Source organism: Streptomyces sp. NPDC005963, assembly GCF_040638655.1.
GTDB lineage: Bacteria > Actinomycetota > Actinomycetes > Streptomycetales > Streptomycetaceae > Streptomyces.
Window position 1 is genome coordinate 65,567 of sequence record NZ_JBEXVD010000022.1, and the last position, 19,854, is coordinate 85,420.

The 19,854-nt window shown below is 68.6% G+C and carries 18 protein-coding genes; 12 read left to right on the plus strand and 6 right to left on the minus strand.

Annotated elements, in window-relative coordinates; all coding sequences use genetic code 11:
- Positions 1 to 100 precede the first annotated feature (100 nt).
- The 4 genes from drmA (at position 101) to ABZ348_RS25400 (ending at position 8,975) form a co-directional block, all read left to right on the plus strand.
- A complete protein-coding gene (gene drmA, locus ABZ348_RS25385; RefSeq protein WP_358936737.1) occupies positions 101 to 3,745 on the plus strand; it encodes a DISARM system helicase DrmA in 3,645 nt (1,214 codons plus the stop codon).
- A complete protein-coding gene (locus ABZ348_RS25390) occupies positions 3,742 to 5,598 on the plus strand; it encodes a DUF1998 domain-containing protein (protein ID WP_358936739.1) in 1,857 nt (618 codons plus the stop codon). Before drmA ends, ABZ348_RS25390 begins: the two co-directional genes overlap by 4 nt.
- Positions 5,595 to 6,383 carry a DISARM system phospholipase D-like protein DrmC gene (drmC, locus tag ABZ348_RS25395; protein ID WP_358936741.1) on the plus strand — a complete coding sequence of 263 codons (789 nt, stop codon included), beginning with the start codon at positions 5,595 to 5,597 and terminating at the stop codon, positions 6,381 to 6,383. The genes ABZ348_RS25390 and drmC overlap by 4 nt, the downstream gene beginning before the upstream one ends.
- Positions 6,384 to 6,860: 477 nt before the next feature.
- Positions 6,861 to 8,975, plus strand: a complete 2,115-nt coding sequence (locus ABZ348_RS25400; protein WP_358936842.1) for a PIG-L family deacetylase — start codon at positions 6,861 to 6,863, stop codon at positions 8,973 to 8,975.
- Between the two features lie 122 nt (positions 8,976 to 9,097).
- On the opposite strand, the gene tuf is transcribed toward ABZ348_RS25400, so the two are convergent.
- The 6 genes from tuf to ABZ348_RS25430 all read right to left on the minus strand — a co-directional run bounded on the left by tuf (position 9,098) and on the right by ABZ348_RS25430 (position 15,248).
- A complete protein-coding gene (tuf, locus tag ABZ348_RS25405) occupies positions 9,098 to 10,291 on the minus strand; it encodes an elongation factor Tu (RefSeq protein ID WP_358936742.1) in 1,194 nt (397 codons plus the stop codon).
- A 161-nt stretch (positions 10,292 to 10,452) separates the two neighbouring features.
- Complete coding sequence (gene fusA / locus ABZ348_RS25410) at positions 10,453 to 12,579, minus strand: elongation factor G (protein ID WP_358936744.1); 2,127 nt, start codon at positions 12,577 to 12,579, stop codon at positions 10,453 to 10,455.
- Positions 12,580 to 12,617: 38 nt separating this feature from the next.
- Positions 12,618 to 13,088: a 30S ribosomal protein S7 gene (rpsG, locus tag ABZ348_RS25415; protein WP_340474758.1), complete on the minus strand. Its 471-nt coding sequence runs from the start codon at positions 13,086 to 13,088 to the stop codon at positions 12,618 to 12,620.
- A 2-nt stretch (positions 13,089 to 13,090) separates the two neighbouring features.
- Complete coding sequence (gene rpsL, locus ABZ348_RS25420; protein WP_003948652.1) at positions 13,091 to 13,462, minus strand: 30S ribosomal protein S12; 372 nt, start codon at positions 13,460 to 13,462, stop codon at positions 13,091 to 13,093.
- A gap of 380 nt (positions 13,463 to 13,842) precedes the next feature.
- Positions 13,843 to 14,646, minus strand: coding sequence for a hypothetical protein (locus ABZ348_RS25425; RefSeq protein WP_358936746.1), 804 nt, complete (start codon positions 14,644 to 14,646; stop codon positions 13,843 to 13,845).
- 152 nt (positions 14,647 to 14,798) lie between these two features.
- Positions 14,799 to 15,248, minus strand: a complete 450-nt coding sequence (locus tag ABZ348_RS25430) for a helix-turn-helix transcriptional regulator (RefSeq protein WP_358936748.1) — start codon at positions 15,246 to 15,248, stop codon at positions 14,799 to 14,801.
- Between the two features lie 182 nt (positions 15,249 to 15,430).
- Here ABZ348_RS25430 and ABZ348_RS25435 point away from each other — a divergent pair, with 182 nt between their 5' ends.
- From ABZ348_RS25435 to ABZ348_RS25470, 8 genes are all read left to right on the plus strand, one after another.
- Positions 15,431 to 15,730 (plus strand): WhiB family transcriptional regulator, encoded by a 300-nt coding sequence (locus ABZ348_RS25435; RefSeq protein ID WP_358936750.1) that lies wholly within the window; start codon positions 15,431 to 15,433, stop codon positions 15,728 to 15,730.
- Between the two features lie 375 nt (positions 15,731 to 16,105).
- Positions 16,106 to 16,732, plus strand: coding sequence for a hypothetical protein (locus ABZ348_RS25440; protein ID WP_358936752.1), 627 nt, complete (start codon positions 16,106 to 16,108; stop codon positions 16,730 to 16,732).
- Positions 16,729 to 16,914 (plus strand): hypothetical protein, encoded by a 186-nt coding sequence (locus ABZ348_RS25445; protein WP_351547899.1) that lies wholly within the window; start codon positions 16,729 to 16,731, stop codon positions 16,912 to 16,914. Before ABZ348_RS25440 ends, ABZ348_RS25445 begins: the two co-directional genes overlap by 4 nt.
- A 220-nt stretch (positions 16,915 to 17,134) precedes the next feature.
- Positions 17,135 to 17,557, plus strand: coding sequence for a hypothetical protein (locus tag ABZ348_RS25450; RefSeq protein ID WP_351559966.1), 423 nt, complete (start codon positions 17,135 to 17,137; stop codon positions 17,555 to 17,557).
- Positions 17,558 to 17,653: 96 nt separating this feature from the next.
- Positions 17,654 to 18,253 (plus strand): phage tail protein, encoded by a 600-nt coding sequence (locus ABZ348_RS25455; protein WP_358936753.1) that lies wholly within the window; start codon positions 17,654 to 17,656, stop codon positions 18,251 to 18,253.
- 85 nt (positions 18,254 to 18,338) lie between these two features.
- Positions 18,339 to 18,629: a hypothetical protein gene (locus ABZ348_RS25460; protein WP_358880958.1), complete on the plus strand. Its 291-nt coding sequence runs from the start codon at positions 18,339 to 18,341 to the stop codon at positions 18,627 to 18,629.
- 65 nt (positions 18,630 to 18,694) lie between these two features.
- Entirely contained in the window at positions 18,695 to 19,018 is a 324-nt protein-coding gene (locus ABZ348_RS25465; protein ID WP_358936754.1) for a hypothetical protein, read from the plus strand.
- Positions 19,019 to 19,049: 31 nt separating this feature from the next.
- Positions 19,050 to 19,853: a hypothetical protein gene (locus ABZ348_RS25470; protein WP_358936756.1), complete on the plus strand. Its 804-nt coding sequence runs from the start codon at positions 19,050 to 19,052 to the stop codon at positions 19,851 to 19,853.
- The last annotated feature ends 1 nt before the right edge of the window (position 19,854 follow it).

The window sequence follows — 19,854 nt, forward strand, 5'->3', positions numbered from 1 at the left end:
CGCGCAGAGTAACGAGACCGGCAACGGCGAGAAACCCAAGTGATCACTTTCCGGACGGAAGCACCTGCCGATTGTCAGCGCCCCCGCCTACGCTAACGACGTGACCCAGCAGCCTCTCTCCTCCAGCGGCCCGGCCGTGGGCCCCGCCGACCCGGTCCTCACCGCACCCACGCCCCAGGGCCTGCGCGACCGGCTCGCCGAGTTGGTCGTCCGCGACCTCCTGGGCCCCACGGGAGACGAACCGGAGGAGCTACCGGGCAACCCGCTGGACCACTACATCATCGGGCGGCTGGCCCCAGGCGGCATGAAGGACGAAGACGGTTCGGGACTGCGTACCGTCGGCAAGGAGGTCCCGCCCGAGACGATGGAGGAGACCGGCGTCCCGACCGAGACGGAGACCGAGTCCGGTGATCCCGAGCCCTCCGCTCCGAACGTACCGAGCCTGCACCCGTCCGCCCTCGGACTCACCGTCCGGGTCGACGCCGACACCGACGAACTGACCGTGGACTGCGCCTGGGCGCGGTATGAGCTGGGTGACTCAGAGATCGAGGGCAACCCCAAGCGCGTCTACCACCGGGTGCCCTGCTCCGGCACCGTCACCGTGAAGCTCTCGGACGGGCGCATCGCCGCCCAGCCGGTACACGCCCGCGACTTCCCGCACATTGTCGTCCGCGGCCGGGCCCGCCGCCACGAAGGGTCCTGGCTGGTCTCCCTGTTCCTCGTCAACGGCCAGGAGAACAAGCCGGGTTCCGGGCACTGGATGTTCCAGGCCTCACTCACGGCGACCGGAGCGCCCGGCACCGCCCCCTTCCTGCCGCGCCGATCCACCACGGCCGCCGGGGGCGACCCCACCGAACGGGCCGAGCGGCGCTCCCTCGCCATGACCTACCGCTTCTTCCCCGAATTCGCGGTCGGCCACGGCACGGGCGTCCACGCCGAGACGGACCCGACCGACGCCCGGCGGGCCGTCCGAGTGTCCACCGCCACCGCCCCCAGCTACGAGATCCCGCAGACGGACGTCCCCGACCCACAGCGCAACGAACTCGACGCGGACCTCCCCGAGCTCCTCGACCTGGTCACCGACATGCAGGCCCTGAGTACCCTCGGCTCCGGCCCGCTCCGCCAAGCGCTGCTCCCCCTGGTCGACGGCTACCGCGCCTGGATCGAACGGCTGACGGCGTCGGTCGACGATCCCGCCGAATGCCTCGACGAGTACCGCGCCGAAGCCCTGGAGAACCTCCGCCGCGCCCGGCTGGCCGCCGGCCGCATCCAAGCGGGCATCGACCTCCTACGGGACGACGAAGCAGCCCTGGAAGCATTCCGCTTCGCCAACCGCGCCATGTGGCACCAGCGGGTCCACACCCTCGCCGCGTCCGACAGACGACGAAACCTGGACCTCTCACTCGCCGACGCCGTAACGCAGGCCGACCAACCACGCAATCGCAGCTGGCGCCCCTTCCAGTTGGCATTCCTCCTGCTCAACCTGCCCTCACTCGCCGACCCCAGCCACCATGAGCGGGCGGACGACAAGACCGCGCTCGCCGACCTGCTGTGGTTCCCGACCGGTGGCGGCAAAACCGAGGCGTACCTCGGCCTGACCGCGTTCACCCTCGCCATACGGCGGCGCAAACCCGACCTCGGCGGGCTCGACGCGGAGCACGGCGTCGCCGTGATCATGCGCTACACCCTGCGGCTGCTCACGATCCAGCAGTTCCAGCGAGCCGCCGCGCTGATCTGCGCCTGCGAGGTGATCCGGCGGGAGAACCCCACTGTCTGGGGGGAGAACCCGTTCCGGATCGGCCTCTGGGTCGGCGGCAAGGTCACCCCCAACACCACCGAACAGGCCATCGACTGGGTCAAGGACCGCAAGAAGGACAGGGGTCGCGGAAGCTTCGGCCGTACCGGCTCCCCGCACCAGCTCACCAGCTGCCCCTGGTGCGGAAGCAAGATGGAAGCCGGCCGGGACATCAGCGTCGACCGGACACTGCGCCGCACGCTCATCGTCTGCCCCGACGTCTACGAATGCCCCTTCGGAACCAGCGCCTTCGGTCTCCCCGCCGATGAACAGGGACTGCCGGTCCTCGTGGTCGACGAGGAGATCTACCGCCTGCCTCCCAGCCTGGTCATCGCCACCGTCGACAAATTCGCCCAACTGCCCTGGAAGGGCGACACTCAAGCACTGTTCGGCCAGGTCTCCCGGCGCTGTACCCGACACGGATTTGTGACTCCGTCCGCCGTGGACGCCGAGTGGGAGTCCGCGACCCATCCCGCCGCGGGAGACCATCCAGCGGCGACGACGGTCAACGTCACCCGTGTCCGCCCCCCGGACCTGATCGTCCAGGACGAGCTCCATCTGATCTCCGGTCCCCTGGGCTCCCTCACCGGTCTGTACGAGACCGCCGTGGACCGGCTCTCCACCTGGGAGCCCGAACCTGGCCACAGCGTGCGGCCCAAGGTCATCGCGTCCACCGCCACCGTCCGCCGCGCCGACCGGCAGATCCTCGACCTCTTCGCCCGTAGGACGGCGGTCTTCCCCCCCTCCGGGCTCAACGCCGACGACACCTTCTTCGCCCGACGCAGGCCAACGGACAAACCCACCGACCAATCTCCCAAGCCGACCCCGGGCCGCCGCTACGTGGGCATCTGCGCCCAGGGCGTACGGACGAAGTCCGTCGCCATCCGGGTGTTCGTCGCCCAGCTCGCCGCCGCCCAGCACCTCCACGAGACCTATGGATCGAGCGAGCTGACCGACCCGTATATGACCCTCGTCGGCTACTTCAACAGCCTGCGCGATCTGGGTGGGATGCGACGACTCGTCGAAGACGACGTCTCCACACGACTCGCCCGGGCCGACCGCAGAGGGCTCGCCACCCGACGCATCGGCGAGCCAGCCGAGCTGACCAGCCGCATGGCCTCGGACGCCATCCCCGACATCCTCGAAAAGCTCGACATCCCCTTCGAACGCCGTCGCCCCAAGGGCGCGCCCCGGCCCATCGACGTACTGCTCGCGACCAACATGATCGCCGTCGGTGTGGACGTGTCCCGGCTCGGTGTCATGGTCGTCAACAACCAGCCCAAGTCGACCGCCGAGTACATCCAGGCCACCAGTCGCGTAGGGCGCAGAGCCCCGGGCCTGGTCTTCACCATCCTCAACTGGGCCCGCCCCCGCGACCTCTCGCACTACGAGACCTTCGAGTCCTTCCACGCCACCGTCTACCAGCACGTGGAAGCCCTGTCCGTCACACCGTTCGCGGAGCGGGCGGTGGAACGAGGCCTGACGGGCGTCCTCGCCTCCCTCGTGCGGAACCTCAAGCCCGACTACAACGCCAACCGCAGCGCCCAGTGGGTGGACCGACGCGGCGAAGTGGTCAGCCACGCCCTCCGCTCCCTGGAACTACGCGCCCAGGACGTGACCGAGGACCGTCGAGTCGTCGACATGGTCCGCGCCCAACTCGCCGCGCGACTCGACTACTGGGAGCGCAGGCGCAAGGCCCCGGGGGCCGTCCTCGGCTACCGCGGGGCACGACGGCAGGGCGACCTGGCACCCCTTCTCCTGGAGCCCGACGAAGGCCGCTGGCAGCTCATGACCTGCCCCACCTCATTGCGCGAGGTCGAACCACCGATCCGACTGATCCTCACCGGCGACGCAGGCACGGACACCGCCGACGAACCCGCTTACGCACCCCGCCAACAGGCCGAACCGAGCGACCCGGACACCAGTGCAGATCCCTGGGAGACCACATGACCGCCGCAGCAACCGAACCGCTCCGGGTCGGCGAACTCCGCCCCAGCCAGCTTCTGCACACCTACGGCATCGGCGCCGTCACTGACCTGCCCAACCTGTCCACCATGGTCCTCGGACTCGACCACTGGGACCAGGCACGGGCCAGACCGCTGTCCGAGGACCGCCTCCTGGCCGCCGTCCGGCGACGACTCGGCAGCCAGGTCGCCGCCCTGCGTACCCCGCCCCATCTGCCGGAGGACTTCGCCGACCCTCACGGCGACTGGACGAGAACCGGTGTCCCGGTGGGCCTCTTCCCCCGCTGGCTGCGCTGCTCGCGGGAGCGCTGCAACATCCTCTCCCCGGCCACCGGCGGCCTCTTCCAGCTCCGCCCGAACCTCTACCGCCCGGAGAAGACGCGGTACGTCCACACCAACTGCGCCGCCGACGGGCCGGATCGCCCCACCGCACTGCCGGCCCGATTTCTGGTGGCCTGCCCGGCCGGGCACATGGACGACTTCCCCTGGGACTACTTCGTCCACCGCGGGGGTGCCTCCGAAGACGGCTGCTCCCTCACTCTCACGGAGTCGGGCACCACGGGTGAGGCGGCCAACGTCTTCGTTAAGTGCGCCTGCAACAAAGTGCGTTCCATGGCGGACGCGCTCGGGCAGGCAGGGGAGCGGAATCTGCCCGCCTGCCGGGGACACCACCCTCATCTCGGCACCTTCGCCACACCCCCGTGCACGGAGCACGCGCGCACCATCGTGCTCGGCGCCACCAACAGTTGGTTCGCCTCACAGTTGCGGGTCTTCAGCATTCCCCGTGCCGAGGAACCCCTCGCCCAAGCCGTCAGGGAGCACTGGGACCTCCTCTCCCTGCTCTCCGCCGTCCCGGCCGACGCCGCCAAGATGCTGCTGCCGACCCAGACCTGCTGGCCCGAACTGGAGCAGTACGGCGCCGACGCCGTCTGGGCGGCCATCTCCCGAGAAGTGCAGGCGCGCGCGGGTGACCAGGAGGACGAGGAGGAGGACTTCGACCTGACCACCCCGGAATGGCGTGCCTTCACCCACTCCCGCGACCATTCACTGCCCGACTTCACCACCGTCCGTGAACCGCGGCTGCCTGAGGGAACCTCGTCCTGGCTGGAAAGCGTCATCCTCGTCCACCGGCTCCGCGAAGTGTCCGCCCTCACCGGATTCACCCGCATCGAAGCTCCGGAATGGCTACCCGCCGAAGAGGACCGTCCTCCCTCGGCGGCACCCCTCAGCCGGAACTCACCCACCTGGGTCCCCTGCGCCGAACTCCGCGGCGAGGGTGTGTTCCTCACCCTCAAAGAAGAACCACTCGCAAGATGGGAGCAGCGGCCAGAAGTCGTCGCCCGCTCACGGCGGCTGGAGCAGGCTCACCGTGACTGGTGCAACGCCCGTCACGTAGAACCGCGCTGGCCCGGTATCCGCTATGTGCTCCTGCACACCCTCGCGCACGTCCTGATCCGCCAGTTCGCCCTCGAATGCGGTTACGGGGCATCAGGCATCGCCGAGCGGGTCTACGCCCGCTCGGGGGCCGACCCAATGTCGGGCATCCTCCTCTACACCGCAGCCCCCGACAGCGAGGGGACTCTCGGCGGCCTCGTCTCTCTGGGCCGCCGTGAACGGCTCGGCCCCGTCATCGAACAGGCTCTTGAGGAGGCCAGGCTCTGCAGTTCCGATCCGATGTGCGCCGAACACGATCCCCGTATCCACTCTCGGCTCCATGGGGCCGCTTGCCACGCTTGCCTGTTCGCGGCGGAGACCTCGTGCGAACGCGGCAACCACTATCTCGATCGCGCACTTCTCGTGGAGACCTTGGCGGGCGACCGGGGAGCCTTTCTGCCATGAGCAGCCTTCCGCCGCCTCGGCGCAGTCAGGGTGAACTACGCAGGGAGAACGCGGCTACACAGCTCCCCGAGATCCTGGTCGCGGTCTGTTCCCGGCTGCCTGAGGAGCGTCTCACCGCCTGGCAAGAAGTGCTCAGGCAGTCGGACGGGCCGGATGACCCGCTGCTCGATCAGTTCACCAACGCACAGTTCGCGTCCGGACTGGCACGGCAGCTCGTGGAGGTCACACGGGCGTGGCGCGCCGATGCCCCGGAGCTCACCGGTGCGGCACTGGAGTTGGCCGTGGCCGCCGTACGGGCGATCCCCCGCCCCTCCCCGGTCCAGCCGGTGATCAGCGGGCCGATCGGACCTGCCACTCAGGCCCGACTGACCGGCGGAGTGGTGCTGGAAGTCATCCGCTCGGCACGCTCCTCTCTCCTCATCGCCACCTTCGCCGCCCACGGCGTCGTGGATGGCGTAGAAGAGGTCAGGAAGGCCGTGGGCCGTGGCGTCACCGTCGATCTGCTGCTTGAGGAGTCCACGGGCGCGTCGGCGGCATTCACCCGCCTGCCCGACGAAGTCCGGGTCTGGCACCGCCATAGCGCGGGGACAGGCGTGTTGCACGCAAAGCTGATCGCCGCCGACCGGCACACGGCACTCCTCGGTAGCGCCAACCTCACCGACCGGGCCTTGTCCGACAACATCGAGTTGGGGGTCGTCCTGCGCGGGACTGAGGCGGTGGGTCCGCTGGTAGACCACTTCCGGTGGCTCACCTCGCCCGGCAGCGGAGTGATGAGCCGCGTCTGAGCGCCGCACGATGAGGGCCATGCCACAACAGGCGGATCGAGACCGCAAACAGCCTGCCGCGCCGTCCGGTGAGACACCTCAGGGCAACAGAAATCAGCGCCGGGCTTCCTGCGAACTTCCAGGCCGTCGCCTCGGCCCTGACCTGTGTCCACTCTTCCCAGGCCATGGGTCCCTCCCTCTGGGTGGCCCCTCCCATGGCAACGTACGAAACAGACTCCGGGGCCAAATCGGCAACCCGCCCCGGGTTCCCCCCCTGGCCGGAATCAGGCGGAAATCACCGCAAGGGGTCCCATCACGCGCCCGTTCGAGCAACCCTCCATGTCGATAATCCGTCTAGTTGATCGCGAACGGGCCTGACCAGCCCGTTCGCACTCAGATCACACCACTGCATCGCAGACGGGGGCTTTCGCCGGCCCGCTGCGGGGGGAAGCGGACGGAGCACACACCCAAGTGAACGATGGACTCACCCCTGCCCAGATGACGCATGTCCGGACGCAGACGACCGGCCTGCGGCGCCGCAGCATCCTTGCCGCGCTCGGTGGGGCCGCAGTAGCCGCCGAGAGCCTCAGCGGCTGCTCCGTGCCGACGCCCCCACGGCCGGTCCCCGCCGCCGACTCCGCCCCCGGCATGGCCATAGCCACCTCCAACCGTGCCCAGTTGATGCAGATACTCGCCCACCCTGATGACGATCTGTACTTCATGAACCCCGACACCGAACGGCTGTTGGATGCCGGGGTCCCACTGCTGTCCGTGTATGTCAGCGCGGGGGAACACACCGGCCTCAACAAGATCCCCGGACGGCAGGACCACGGCCCTGAGGACCGCCCCGCCTACTCGTCCGCCCGGCACCAGGGCCTGCGCCAGGCGTACGCGACCCTCATCGGACTCGACAAGTTCAGCGACTGGACCAAGGGCGTCATCTCCCTCCGCGGCAACCGACTCGCCGAGATCAACACCCTCACCAACGGGAACCGCCGCGTCGAGTTGGTCTTCCTCAACCTGCCGATGCACACCAGCCGCCGCTGGATGGCGTTGCCCAGCCTGTGGCGCGACCGGGGCGTCGGCGTGCAGACCGTGGTGGCCAAGGACTCGCCCCTGCGCAAGACCGTCTCGTACGGGCACCAGGGGCTGATCGACGTACTCGTCGGGCTGATGGAGCAGTACCGGCCCACCGTCATCCAGACGCTCGACCCCGATCCGGACATCCAGCACAGTGACGAGCGCACCCGCAAGCACGACAGCGAGCAGCCCGGCTACTCCGACCACGGGGACCACACCGCCGTCGCCTGTTTCAGCTGGGCGGCGATGGTGCGATGGGTCGCGGAGGCCACAGCGGACGGTGGGCGGGTGCCCGGTTTCGTCGCCCAGGCGTTCCGCGGCTACTACAACCGGCACTGGCCCAAGAACCTGCCACCACAGGTGCTGGAGGAGAAGGCCAAGGCCCTCGCCCCCTATGGCGGGGACCCCGACTGGCCGTGCGGCAACACGGCCGGTTGCGGCGACTACAGCGTGAGCGGGGACCGTCCGCTGAGGAACAGCAAGGGATGGGTGCGCTCCACCCATCACCGCTATCTGGGTGCGCGCCCGGTCGCCACCGTGGGGCGAACCGGTCGGCTGGCCGCTTACGGAGTGCTCGGGCTGCGTGCTGTTCGTTGGCGCGAGACGGTACCGGGCAGTGGCCAGTGGGGCGCGCCCCACGATCTCGGGGGCGGGCCGCTGGCCCCCGCGCTGGGCTCGGCGGTGCTGAAGGACGGCCGACAGTTGCTGTTCGGGTTGCGGTTCTCGGCGCTCGGCGGGCGGGGCGCCGAGAACCGGCGCGAGATAGTGCTGCTGGAGGAGCGTGCCCCCGGCGCCGAGTTCCGCGCGTGGCAGGGGCTTGGCAATCCGGAGTACAACGATGACCGCGGGCGGCGCATTGGTGTTCCGGTCGCGGTGACCGCGGCGAACGGCCGGGTCCATCTATTCGTACGCACCGCGGACAAGCGGATCAGCACCCGTGTACGCGACCTGGACGGCGGCTGGAGCGGCTGGCGTGGCCTGGGCGGCGAGGAGATCCAGGACGGCCTGGCGGCCGTCGTCGATCGCGCCGGCCGGGTGCATGTCTTCGCTGCCGGCCGTGACACGGTCCACCACTGGGGGCAGGACTCCAAGAAGCAGGACGTGACCTTCCGCCCGCCCGCGACCGGAGGCCACGGTGTGCGTCTTCCCACACCTGGTGGGCCGGTCACCGCGCTTCCGGTGAGCGACGGCGGCATCCAGTTGTACTACCGGCAGCCTTCGAGTCCGCTCGTGACATCGATCCACACGGACGGGTCCAGCGAACACACCACAGCAACGGGATACGGGCCGGTGAGCGCGGCTTCCACGGTCGGCGGGCGCGTCCTCCTCGAACAGGATCTGGGCGGGCGGCCACGGCTCCGTACCGCGAAGGGCGCCCTGTCCCCGAAGCGGCCCTTCGTGACCATGGGCTCCCCCGCTCTGGTGGTGACGGACCGTGCGCCGATGGCCGTCGGGATCGGGCCGAACGCCCGCCCGTGGACGTGGCTGCCGCAGGACGCAGGCCAGGACACCCGCCAGATCAGCAGGCTCTGAGACCAGAGCAGAAAGCCGTTGGGCCGGCAAAGTCCCGCGAACGAGCGAAGAGGCCCCACACCTTGCGGTGTGGGGCCTCTTCTCGGTGCTCGTTCAGGAGCTACCAGGTCAAACCGTCAGAACTACTTGACGATCTTGGTGACCTGGCCGGCGCCCACGGTCCGGCCACCCTCACGGATGGCGAACTTCAGGCCCTCTTCCATGGCGACGGGCTGGATGAGGTTCACCGTCATGACGGTGTTGTCACCCGGCATGACCATCTCGGTGCCCTCGGGGAGGGTCACCACGCCGGTCACGTCCGTGGTACGGAAGTAGAACTGCGGGCGGTAGTTGTTGAAGAACGGGGTGTGACGGCCACCCTCGTCCTTCGACAGGATGTAGGCCTGGGCCTCAAACTCGGTGTGCGGCGTGACCGAACCGGGCTTGATGATGACCTGGCCGCGCTCGACGTCCTCGCGCTTGATGCCACGGAGGAGCAGACCGACGTTCTCGCCAGCCTGGCCCTCGTCGAGCAGCTTGCGGAACATCTCGATGCCGGTGACCGTGGTGGTGGTCTTCTCGGTCTTGATACCGACGATGTCGACGGTCTCGTTGACCTTGAGGACACCACGCTCGATACGACCGGTGACGACCGTGCCACGACCGGTGATCGTGAAGACGTCCTCGATCGGCATCAGGAACGGCTTGTCGACGTCACGCTCGGGCTGCGGGATCGACTCGTCGACGGCGGCCATCAGGTTGAGGACGGACTCGCCCCACTCCTTGTCGCCCTCAAGAGCCTTGAGCGCCGAGACCTTGACGACGGGAAGCTCGTCGCCCGGGAACTCGTACTCGGAGAGGAGCTCACGGACCTCAAGCTCAACGAGCTCCAGGATCTCCTCATCGTCCACCATGTCGGCCTTGTTCAGCGCGACGACGATGTACGGAACGCCAACCTGGCGAGCCAGGAGCACGTGCTCCTTCGTCTGCGGCATCGGGCCGTCGGTGGCGGCGACCACCAGGATGGCGCCATCCATCTGCGCCGCACCGGTGATCATGTTCTTGATGTAGTCCGCGTGACCCGGGCAGTCGACGTGCGCGTAGTGACGCGACTCCGTCTGGTACTCGACGTGCGCGATGGAGATGGTGATACCGCGCTGACGCTCCTCAGGAGCCTTGTCGATCTGGTCGAAGGCCGAGGCCTCGTTCAGGTCCGGGTACTTGTCGTGCAGCACCTTGGTAATGGCGGCCGTGAGGGTCGTCTTACCGTGGTCGATGTGACCGATGGTGCCGATGTTGACGTGCGGCTTAGTCCGCTCGAACTTCGCCTTCGCCACTGGGGTCCTCCTGGGGAGTGGTTCTGTACGCCTTACTCATCGGCGCCAGGTGATCTTTGCTGGGATGCCGGGGCCGGGGGCATTTCCTGCGAAAACTTCAGTAATCGACGGGAATGCCCCAACGGCTCCGGTGATAAGCCTAAAGCGTGTACTCGGAAGAGTTACTCGCCCTTGGCCTTCGCGATGATCTCCTCGGCGACGTTCCGCGGAACCTCGGCGTAGGAGTCGAACTGCATCGAGTAGCTTGCGCGACCCGAGGTCTTGCTGCGGAGGTCTCCGACGTAGCCGAACATCTCCGAGAGCGGCACCAGGCCCTTGACGACCCGGGCACCGGCCCGCTCCTCCATGGCCTGGATCTGGCCACGGCGGGAGTTGATGTCACCGATGACATCGCCCATGTAGTCCTCGGGCGTGGTGACCTCAACGGCCATCATCGGCTCAAGGAGCACGGGGCTCGCCTTGCGCGCGGCCTCCTTGAAGGCCTGCGAACCGGCGATCTTGAACGCGAGCTCGGAGGAGTCGACCTCGTGGTAGCCACCGTCGAGGAGCGTAAGACGCACGCCCGTCATCTCGTAGCCGGCCAGGATGCCGAACTGCATGGCCTCCTGAGCGCCCGCGTCCACCGAGGGGATGTACTCCTTGGGGATGCGGCCACCGGTGACCTTGTTGACGAACTCGTAGGACGAGTCGCCACCCTCGATCGGCTCGATCGCGATCTGCACCTTGGCGAACTGACCGGTACCACCGGTCTGCTTCTTGTGGGTGTAGTCCACGCGCTCGACGGCCTTGCGGATCGTCTCGCGGTACGCGACCTGCGGCTTGCCGACGTTCGCCTCGACGCGGAACTCACGGCGCATCCGGTCGACCAGCACCTCAAGGTGAAGCTCGCCCATACCACCGATGATGGTCTGGCCGGTCTCCTCGTTGGTGTGCACCTGGAAGGAGGGGTCCTCCTCCGCGAGACGCTGGATGGCAACACCCAGCTTCTCCTGGTCGCCCTTGGACTTGGGCTCGATCGCGACCTGAATGACCGGCGCCGGGAAGTCCATGGACTCCAGGATCACCGGGTTCTTCTCGTCCGCGAGCGTCTCACCGGTGGTGGTCTGCTTCAGGCCCATGACGGCGACGATGTCGCCCGCGCCCACCGACTCGATCTCCTCACGCTTGTTCGCGTGCATACGGTAGATCTTGCCGATGCGCTCCTTGCGGCCCTTCACGGAGTTCAGGACCGCGGTGCCCGCGTTCAGGCGGCCGGAGTAGATCCGGATGAACGTGAGCTTGCCCAGGTGCGGGTCGCTCGCGATCTTGAACGCGAGAGCCGACAGCGGCTCGTCGTCGGACGGACGGCGCTTGACGACCAGCTCCGGGTCCTTGACGTCGTGACCTTCGATGGCCTCGACGTCCAGGGGAGAGGGCAGGTAGCGCACGACCGCGTCGAGCAGGGGCTGGACGCCCTTGTTCTTGAACGCGGTGCCACAGAACACCGGAGTGATCGTGACGCCGTCGGACTTGCCGGAGGCGATGGTGATGCGACGGATCGCCGCGTACAGCTGCTCCTCGGTGGGCTCGGTGCCCTCCAGGTACAGCTCCATCAGCTCTTCGTCGTTCTCGGCGACCGTCTCCAGGAGCTTGCCGCGGTACTCCTCGGCAGCCTCGGCGTGGGTGGCCGGGATGTCGACGACGTCGTACATCTCGCCCTTGGTCGCCTCGGCGGACCAGACGAAGGCCTTCATGGTGACGAGGTCGACGACACCCTTGAAGTCCATCTCGGCGCCGATGGGCAGCTGCATGACGATCGGAACCGCACCGAGGCGGTTGCTGATCATGTCGACACAGCGGTGGAACTCGGCACCCGTGCGGTCGAGCTTGTTGACGAAGCAGATGCGCGGCACGCCGTAGCGGTCCGCCTGACGCCAGACGGTCTCGGACTGGGGCTCGACACCAGCAACACCGTCGAACACGGTGACGGCACCGTCGAGGACGCGGAGCGAACGCTCCACCTCGACGGTGAAGTCCACGTGACCCGGGGTGTCGATGATGTTGATCGTGTGATCGACCTCATCGAGCGGCCAGTGACAGGTCGTCGCGGCGGACGTGATCGTGATGCCGCGCTCCTGCTCCTGCTCCATCCAGTCCATCGTGGCTGCGCCGTCGTGGACCTCACCGATCTTGTAGCTCACACCGGTGTAAAACAGGATGCGCTCGGTGGTCGTCGTCTTGCCCGCGTCGATGTGGGCCATGATCCCAATGTTGCGGACCTTGGCCAGGTCAAGCGAAGTGGTGGCCATATGGCTCAGTCTTCTCTCGGTCTCGATGTGGGTAGCGACTACCAGCGGTAGTGCGCGAAGGCCTTGTTGGACTCGGCCATCTTGTGGGTGTCCTCACGCTTCTTGACCGAAGCGCCGAGGCCGTTGGAGGCGTCGAGCAGTTCGTTCATGAGGCGCTCGGTCATCGTCTTCTCACGACGGGCGCGGGAGTAACCCACGACCCAGCGGAGCGCGAGGGTGGCGGCGCGACCGGGCTTGACCTCGATCGGCACCTGGTAGGTGGCGCCACCGACACGGCGGGACTTGACCTCAAGAGACGGCTTGACGTTCTCAAGGGCGCGCTTCAGCGTGATGACCGGGTCGGCGCCGGTCTTCTCGCGAAGGCCCTCCATGGCGCCGTAGACGATCCGCTCGGCCGTGGAACGCTTGCCGTTCAGCAGAAGCTTGTTGATGAGCGAGGTCACCAGAGGAGAACCGTAGACCGGGTCGATGATGACCGGGCGCTTCGGGGCGGGGCCCTTACGAGGCATTCTTACTTCTCCTTCTTGGCGCCGTAGCGGCTGCGGGCCTGCTTGCGGTTCTTGACACCCTGGGTGTCGAGGGAACCGCGGATGATCTTGTAGCGAACACCCGGCAGGTCCTTCACACGGCCACCACGCACGAGCACGATGGAGTGCTCCTGCAGGTTGTGTCCCTCGCCCGGAATGTAGGCCGTGACCTCGATGCCAGAGGTCAGACGCACACGCGCGACCTTACGCAGCGCCGAGTTCGGCTTCTTCGGGGTGGTCGTGAACACACGCGTGCAGACGCCACGGCGCTGAGGAGAACCCTCAAGTGCGGGCGTCTTGTTCTTCTCGACCTTGTCCTGCCGGCCCTTCCGGACCAGCTGCTGGATCGTAGGCACTACTTCTCCGGTTTCTGTGTGCCGTTCAGTGAAACTAACCTGGAACATCTCCGACCCACGCGGTCGGGTGTGTCGAAACTGCGAGGCTCCGCCATACGACGAGAGAAGGCGCAGAATACGGTGGCCAGTGATCGGACTCGCTGTGCGGTTGAGGACACGCACAGGAGCCCAGGCACACCCCAGGCACAAGGTGAGAGCGTACCTACCGCATGGGCTGCGGTCAAAACAAATGCCCACGCACGGGAGAGCATGCCGTTCCCCGGGGAAGAGGCCGTTCGGGGGCGGGGCGCCGGGGGCCTGGGAGGGGAGCCCCGGAGCGGGCGGCTCCGGGGGTGCGGAACCGGGGGCCGCACGGGCCGGAGAGGGCGGAGGATACACCGCTACACCGGGTCACCGTCGGGCGGGGCCTCCGGTGCGTCGGGTACGTCCGGTGCGTCGGGGGGTTCGCGGTGGGGGCGGCGGGACCGCGCGGTGGGGGTGGAGGGGAAGTCGAGCCGGGGGATGGTGGGGACCTTGGACTTGCGGCTCTTGGGGGCGAGGGAGGGGGGCCGGGTGGTGGGGGTTCCGGTGTCGTCGTCCTGGCGGTGCTGGCGGCCCTCACGGTTCCGCCGGGCCTGCCGATCGTGCCGGTGGTGCCGGGCCTCGCGTATCGCGTCCTCGCCGTCCTTGGCGTCCCTGCCGTCCTTCATGTCCTTCATGTCGGACCGGGGGTGCGGGTGCCGGGGGCTGTCGCGGGCGGGGTGGTCACGGTCCGGGCCGCCGGTGGCCGTGCGGGGGTCCGGAGGGTGACCGCCGGCCGGGTCGCCCCCGGCGCCGCCGTCCGCCGGGTACCGCCCGCGCTCGTCCTGCGGAAAGGGGATGACCGCCGCCTGACCGGGGGTCCGGCCCACCAGCCGGAGGGGCCTGGCGGCAGCGGCGGCGGCACGGGCCTCCTCCAGCGCGGGGCCGTACTCGGCCACCGCGTCCCGCCACCCACTGGCGTACGCCGCTATCTCGCGCCGGTCCAGTTCCTCCCGCAGCAGCACAGCGACCTCGGCGGGGGCACGGTCCTCCAGCAGTCGGCCGAGCAGGGCGAGCAGCCCCGGAAGGTCCTCCGGGGACGCGGCGGGACGGGCAGGGACCTGTGACGCGCCGTGCCGTGCCTCGTCGCCCTCGGCCATCCGTATCTCTCGCTCGCGCCCCATCGCTGCCCATCCCGCCCACGCGATCGGAGAGCAGACCTCGGCAACACCTCTGATCCTTGGGGGCGTACGTACGGCCTGTGTGAAGGTGAAGTACAGGCCGTGACAGCTTACTGGGGGCCGAAAACGAATGCGGGACCCGTTCCGCCGCCCGGTCAGTCCTTGGCGAGAGGGGCGCGGCGGGCCGGGGCCGGGGGCAGGAACTGGCCGGCGACCCTGATGAACATCTCCCGCTGCTCATCGGGGATGCCGAGCCCGGCGGCGGCCTCCTCCAGGGTGAGTCTGCGGCCCCCCAGGGCGGCCGGCGCCGCCCCGGCGGTCGAGTCGGCCTCCAGGGGCAGGGGCAGATCGTCCTCGGTGAGCCGGCCGGAGCGGATGAGCATGTCGCGCACCGGCACGTCGAGCACATGGGCCAGCCGCCGGGTCGTCTCCAGGTCGGGCATGCTCTGCCGCTGGAGCAGCCGGGTGATGGCGGCGCGGTGGACTCCGGCCTCGTCGGCGAGCCGCGACTTGCCGCCACCCCGCGGGCTGTCGATGTCGAAGCCGCGGGCACGGATGAGCTCCTCGACCCAGGCGGCGAACTGATCCAGATCATTGGCGGTCACGGGTGGTCGCCTCCCTCCGAAGCGGACCTCAGAGTATCGCGCTTGCGCGCACAAAATTACGTGATTCCGCGCGCGCACATTGGGGATTCTGCGGAGATGGCCCCTGCCTTGATTGCGCGTGCGCGCGCAACGTGTCAGTGTGCGAAATCGCAACGACCCCCGCAGAGTCAGGAGTTGCCGTTATGCCCGTCCCCGATTCCCTGGAGTCCGCCGGCTGGCGCGCCGCCGCCGCGTGTGCGGGACTGCCCCCGCACATTGTCTTCGCCCGGCGAGAGTCGGAGGCCCGACCTGCGCTGAGAGCCTGCGAACGGTGTCCGGTGACCCGCCGCTGCGAGGAGAGCGTGGCACCGGCAACGAGCTTCTTCGACGGGGTGAGCGCGGGGCGGCTCTGGCGCAATGGGCGGGTGGTGAGGTTGCGGGGTGGGGTTGTTGCGGGCTCGCGCGCTAGTGGGGTGGGGGCGTACGGGGACGGCGGGATGTAAACCCCGGTGCGGCGAGTATTCGCTCTACGCCAGCGGCGGGTGCGGGACCCTGCGGGGCGCGTACGGCTCCTCCGGGCGCCGCTCGCGCGCCCTGCGGAACCCGGGACCCGGAACCCGAGTCCCGCAGGGCGCGCGGCCCTGTAACAGAGGGTCCGTCCTCACACTCCCCGAGAGCTGCCTCTGGGAGGTGCCCCCGGACGGGCCGGATTTGCCCGGCCCCCCCGACGAAGCCGACCGCCTTCGGCCTCGCCACCGATGGAGGCGCACCCACCAGGCCCCGCCGGGAAACCCGAGCAAACCCAGCCCCGCCGGCGATTGAGGCGCGGGGGCTCGGCGCCCGGCCGACGTACCACCAACCCGACCCCGGAGGCCCCCATGACCACCCCCACCGACGCCACCCACTGGCTCACCACCCTCACCCACCGCTTCCCCCACCTCCTCACCGAACTCTCCCCAGGCTCCTCCGGCCCCATCGGCGGAGCCGGACGAACCACCCGCACCCACGCGCCCGCGCCCCTGCGTCTCCATGTGTCCGACGCCATCCGGGACATCACCGACGGAGTCGTCGAACTCGACGAGGCCGTCCACGAACGCCTCGGCCTCGGCCGCCCCCGCAAGGCGCGGGTCCCCGAGCGCCTGGCCCGGGTCGCCGGGCTCGTCGGCCGGATGGCCGACCACCCCGACCTCGTCGCACACGTCGCCGACGAGGCCCGCCGGATGGCGGGGCGCTGCGCACGCGCGGTCGGCGACGGCGAACCGATGACCCGCCTCGGCGGACGCTGCCCCTGGTGCGACTCCGTCTCCCTGCGTGCCTTCCCCGACCGGCTCGCGGTCCTCTGCGTCAACCCCGGCTGCCGGTGCGGCTCCGCCGTCTGCGGCTGCGGGGCGGACCCCGCGTACCGCCACAGCTGGAAGGAGGGCGGCTGGGGCGCCCTGACCGGCACCGACCCGTCCGAGATCGCCGCCGCCCTGGACACCACCAGTGAAGGAGTACGCCGATGAACCCGTCCACCCCGCTGATCACCGGCGCCCTCGCCGCCACCGAGGCCGGCGTGGTGCCCGCCACCATCCGCAAGTGGGTCCAGTTAGGCCATCTGACACCCGCCGGGCGGCGCGGCCGGGCGCAGCTCTTCCGGCTGGAGGAGGTCTTCGCCGCGGAGCGCGCGACCCGTCGCAGAACCTAGGCCGAAGGTCGGACACGGAGCAGAGAAGAGGCGGTCACCCCTCCCCGGGTGGCCGCCTCTCCACGTATTCGCTGCGCGCGCGCACGAACTTGTTGCGCGTTCGCACGATCTGCGTCACAGTTGGTGCAGCGGCGGAGCTGTGCCCCCTCCCTCCAGGGCCCGGCTCCGCCGCCCGCATGTCCAGGACGAATGTCCCGAGGAACAGGAGTGACGCCTCGTCATGAACCAAGTCCCGAACAAGTTTCCCGATGTGCAGAAGATCGTCGTGGATCTCCTCACCCAGAGCCTGTCGGCGACGGCGGGCGTGACGGTGGTGGAGTCCCCGCCGGTCGGCTTCAACGGCACCACGAAGACGGTCGTCGTCTCCCGCCGGGGCGGGGCCTGGATCGACGACCTCCACCTCGACCAGCCGCTGATCGAGCTGGAGGTGTACGGGCCCACCAAGTCCGACGCCCATGTCCTGGCCAACGACGCGCGAGCCGCGCTCCTCGGCATGGCCGGCAGGGTCATCGACACCTCCGTGCCGAAGACGACGATCACCGATGTCAGCGAGGCTGACGGCCCGCGCTGGCTACCGGACTACGTCTACACGGCGGCCAACCGCTACCTCTGCATCCTGCGCCTGTTCCTGCGCACCGACTGACCCGCCGCGCCCGCGCCACCCACAGACCAGGCCTCGCCGATCCGGCGGGGCCTTTGCCGTACCCGCGGCAGCCAACCCAACACCCAAGGAGTTCCCATGGCAGGCAACAACTCTTCCGAGATCCGCGTCGCCGGCACCGGCCGTGTCCTGGTCGCGGCGGTCGGCGCCGCCGCGCCCAGCGCCTTCTCCGCCAACCCGGCGGCCGACTGGGGCGCCGCCTGGACGGACCTCGGCTACACCACCACCGACGGCGTGACCTTCGCCAAGAAGGACAAGCTCGACCCGGTGGAGACCTGGCAGGCCATCAGCCCGGCGCGGTTCGTCTACTCGGACCGCGATCTGACGCTGAAGTTCGCGATGCTCCAGTTCAACGAGGACACGCTGCCCTTCTTCATCGGCGGGTCCAAGTCGGATGTGAAGCCCGTGGGCGCCGGCACCTCCGGCATCTACAGCCTGGACATCCCGGACGGCCCGACCTTCGACGAGCGGGCGCTCGGCCTGGAGTTCACCGACGGCAAGGACATCACCTACCGCTTCGTGATCCCCCGCGGCCAGGTGACCTCCGCCGACGACGTGAAGCTGGCCCGCAAGTCGGCGGCCTCGCTCGGTGTCACCTTCACCGCGCTGTCCCAGGGCGCGACGGCGCCGCTGGCGACCTTCCTGATGAAGGACCCGGCGTACTCCGTCACCCCGTAACACCCGCCGGACCGGGGCCGGCCCTCTCCACGGGCCGGCCCCGCCCCCGCCCGCTCCCCCGCTACCACCACCTGGAGGCACACCCATGGCACGCTTCGACGTCAACGCAGCCCGCGCCCAGCGCCTGGAGTCCGTCGGCACGACCTGGTCGTTCGACCTGGACAAGGACACCTTCGAACTGCCCACCGAGCTGAGCCGCGCGACCGCGAGGGCGCTGCGCGAGCTGGACGACAACGATGTGGACGGGCTGCTGTCGCTGCTCATGGGCGAGAAGCAGTTCGCGCGCTTCGAGAAGCACGACATCACCATGCAGGACATCGCGGCGATCCTGGACGCCTACGGCAAGGAGACCGGGCTCGGCCTGGGGGAAGACTGAGCCTCGTCGAGTTCACCGATGAACACGCCGAGGCCCTCGAAGCCGATCTGCTGCGCCACTACGGCGTGGACCTCCTCGACTGGCACCGCGGACGGCTGTCCTCCCGCAGGCTGTCGGTGCTGATCGAGCACCTGCCGCGGGACAGCTCGGTGAACCGTGCGCTGCACGGGGAGGCGGTGGAGTGGTCGGTGACCGATCACTTGCTGGCGGCGGTGGTGGATCATCTGGCCGCCGCGAACTGGCTCTTCACCAGCGTCCACTCCGACGACCCGCCCGACCCCCCGGACCCGGTCCCGAGGCCGGGCTCCGCCCCCTCCGAAGAGCCCGAGGCCGAACCGGACTCCCCGCCCGCGAGCGCGGACCTGGCCCGTTTCTTCGGTATGGGCTGACCTCGGTACAGAGCCCTACTGCGAGGTGAACATGGCCACGGACAAGCCCGCGACACAGAAAGCACTCGACGCAGTCGACGGAAGACTGGTCACGGTCGAGTCATTCAAAGGCAAGTTCACGATCACACCTGAACTGGTCTCCAGCAGCATTGTGCAGAACAACAAGGACATCGTCACCCTCAAGGAAAAATTCGAGGACGACAGGAACCGGGTCACGACGTCCATCGGGAAGCTTACAAAGTCCTATGTCGCGACATCGAAGACCTATGCGACGTGGACGCACACGGATGCCCTTTTCTCCACGACGAAGGCAGATCTATCGGCCACCCGAAACTACGCCACGGCAGCCGCCGCAGGAGCAACCGCCGCCTTCGCCGGATTGGCTGTAGGCATAACCATGTTCAAGATCGACGAACGTGGAATAACCATCCTGGGCGCCACACGCAAATGGGAATTCAAAGGTTGGAGGAAAACATTCTTCGACTGGCTTGACGAGAAGATGCAGAACAGCGAGCAGCGCGCGGAAGCGCAAGCCCTACGGAGACGCAACGACCTCGTCGACCATTACGCCACACGGCGCCATCTCCTCGATCACTACGACACCCAGTACAGAATCCTCCAGAACCGGAACTGGGCGGCTGACGTCAACAAGATCGACCGGATGGGCAGGAGCGCACAGTCCGCGCGGACCAACATACGCACCCAGCTGGGCGCGAGCCCGGCACCAAGCCTCCGCTCTCCCGCCGGCGGCGGCAACCCGGACCCCAGGGCCGTGGCCAATGAGGTCAGAGTGCTCCGCAGCACTCTGAATCAGCTCATCTCAGCACTCGCCTAAG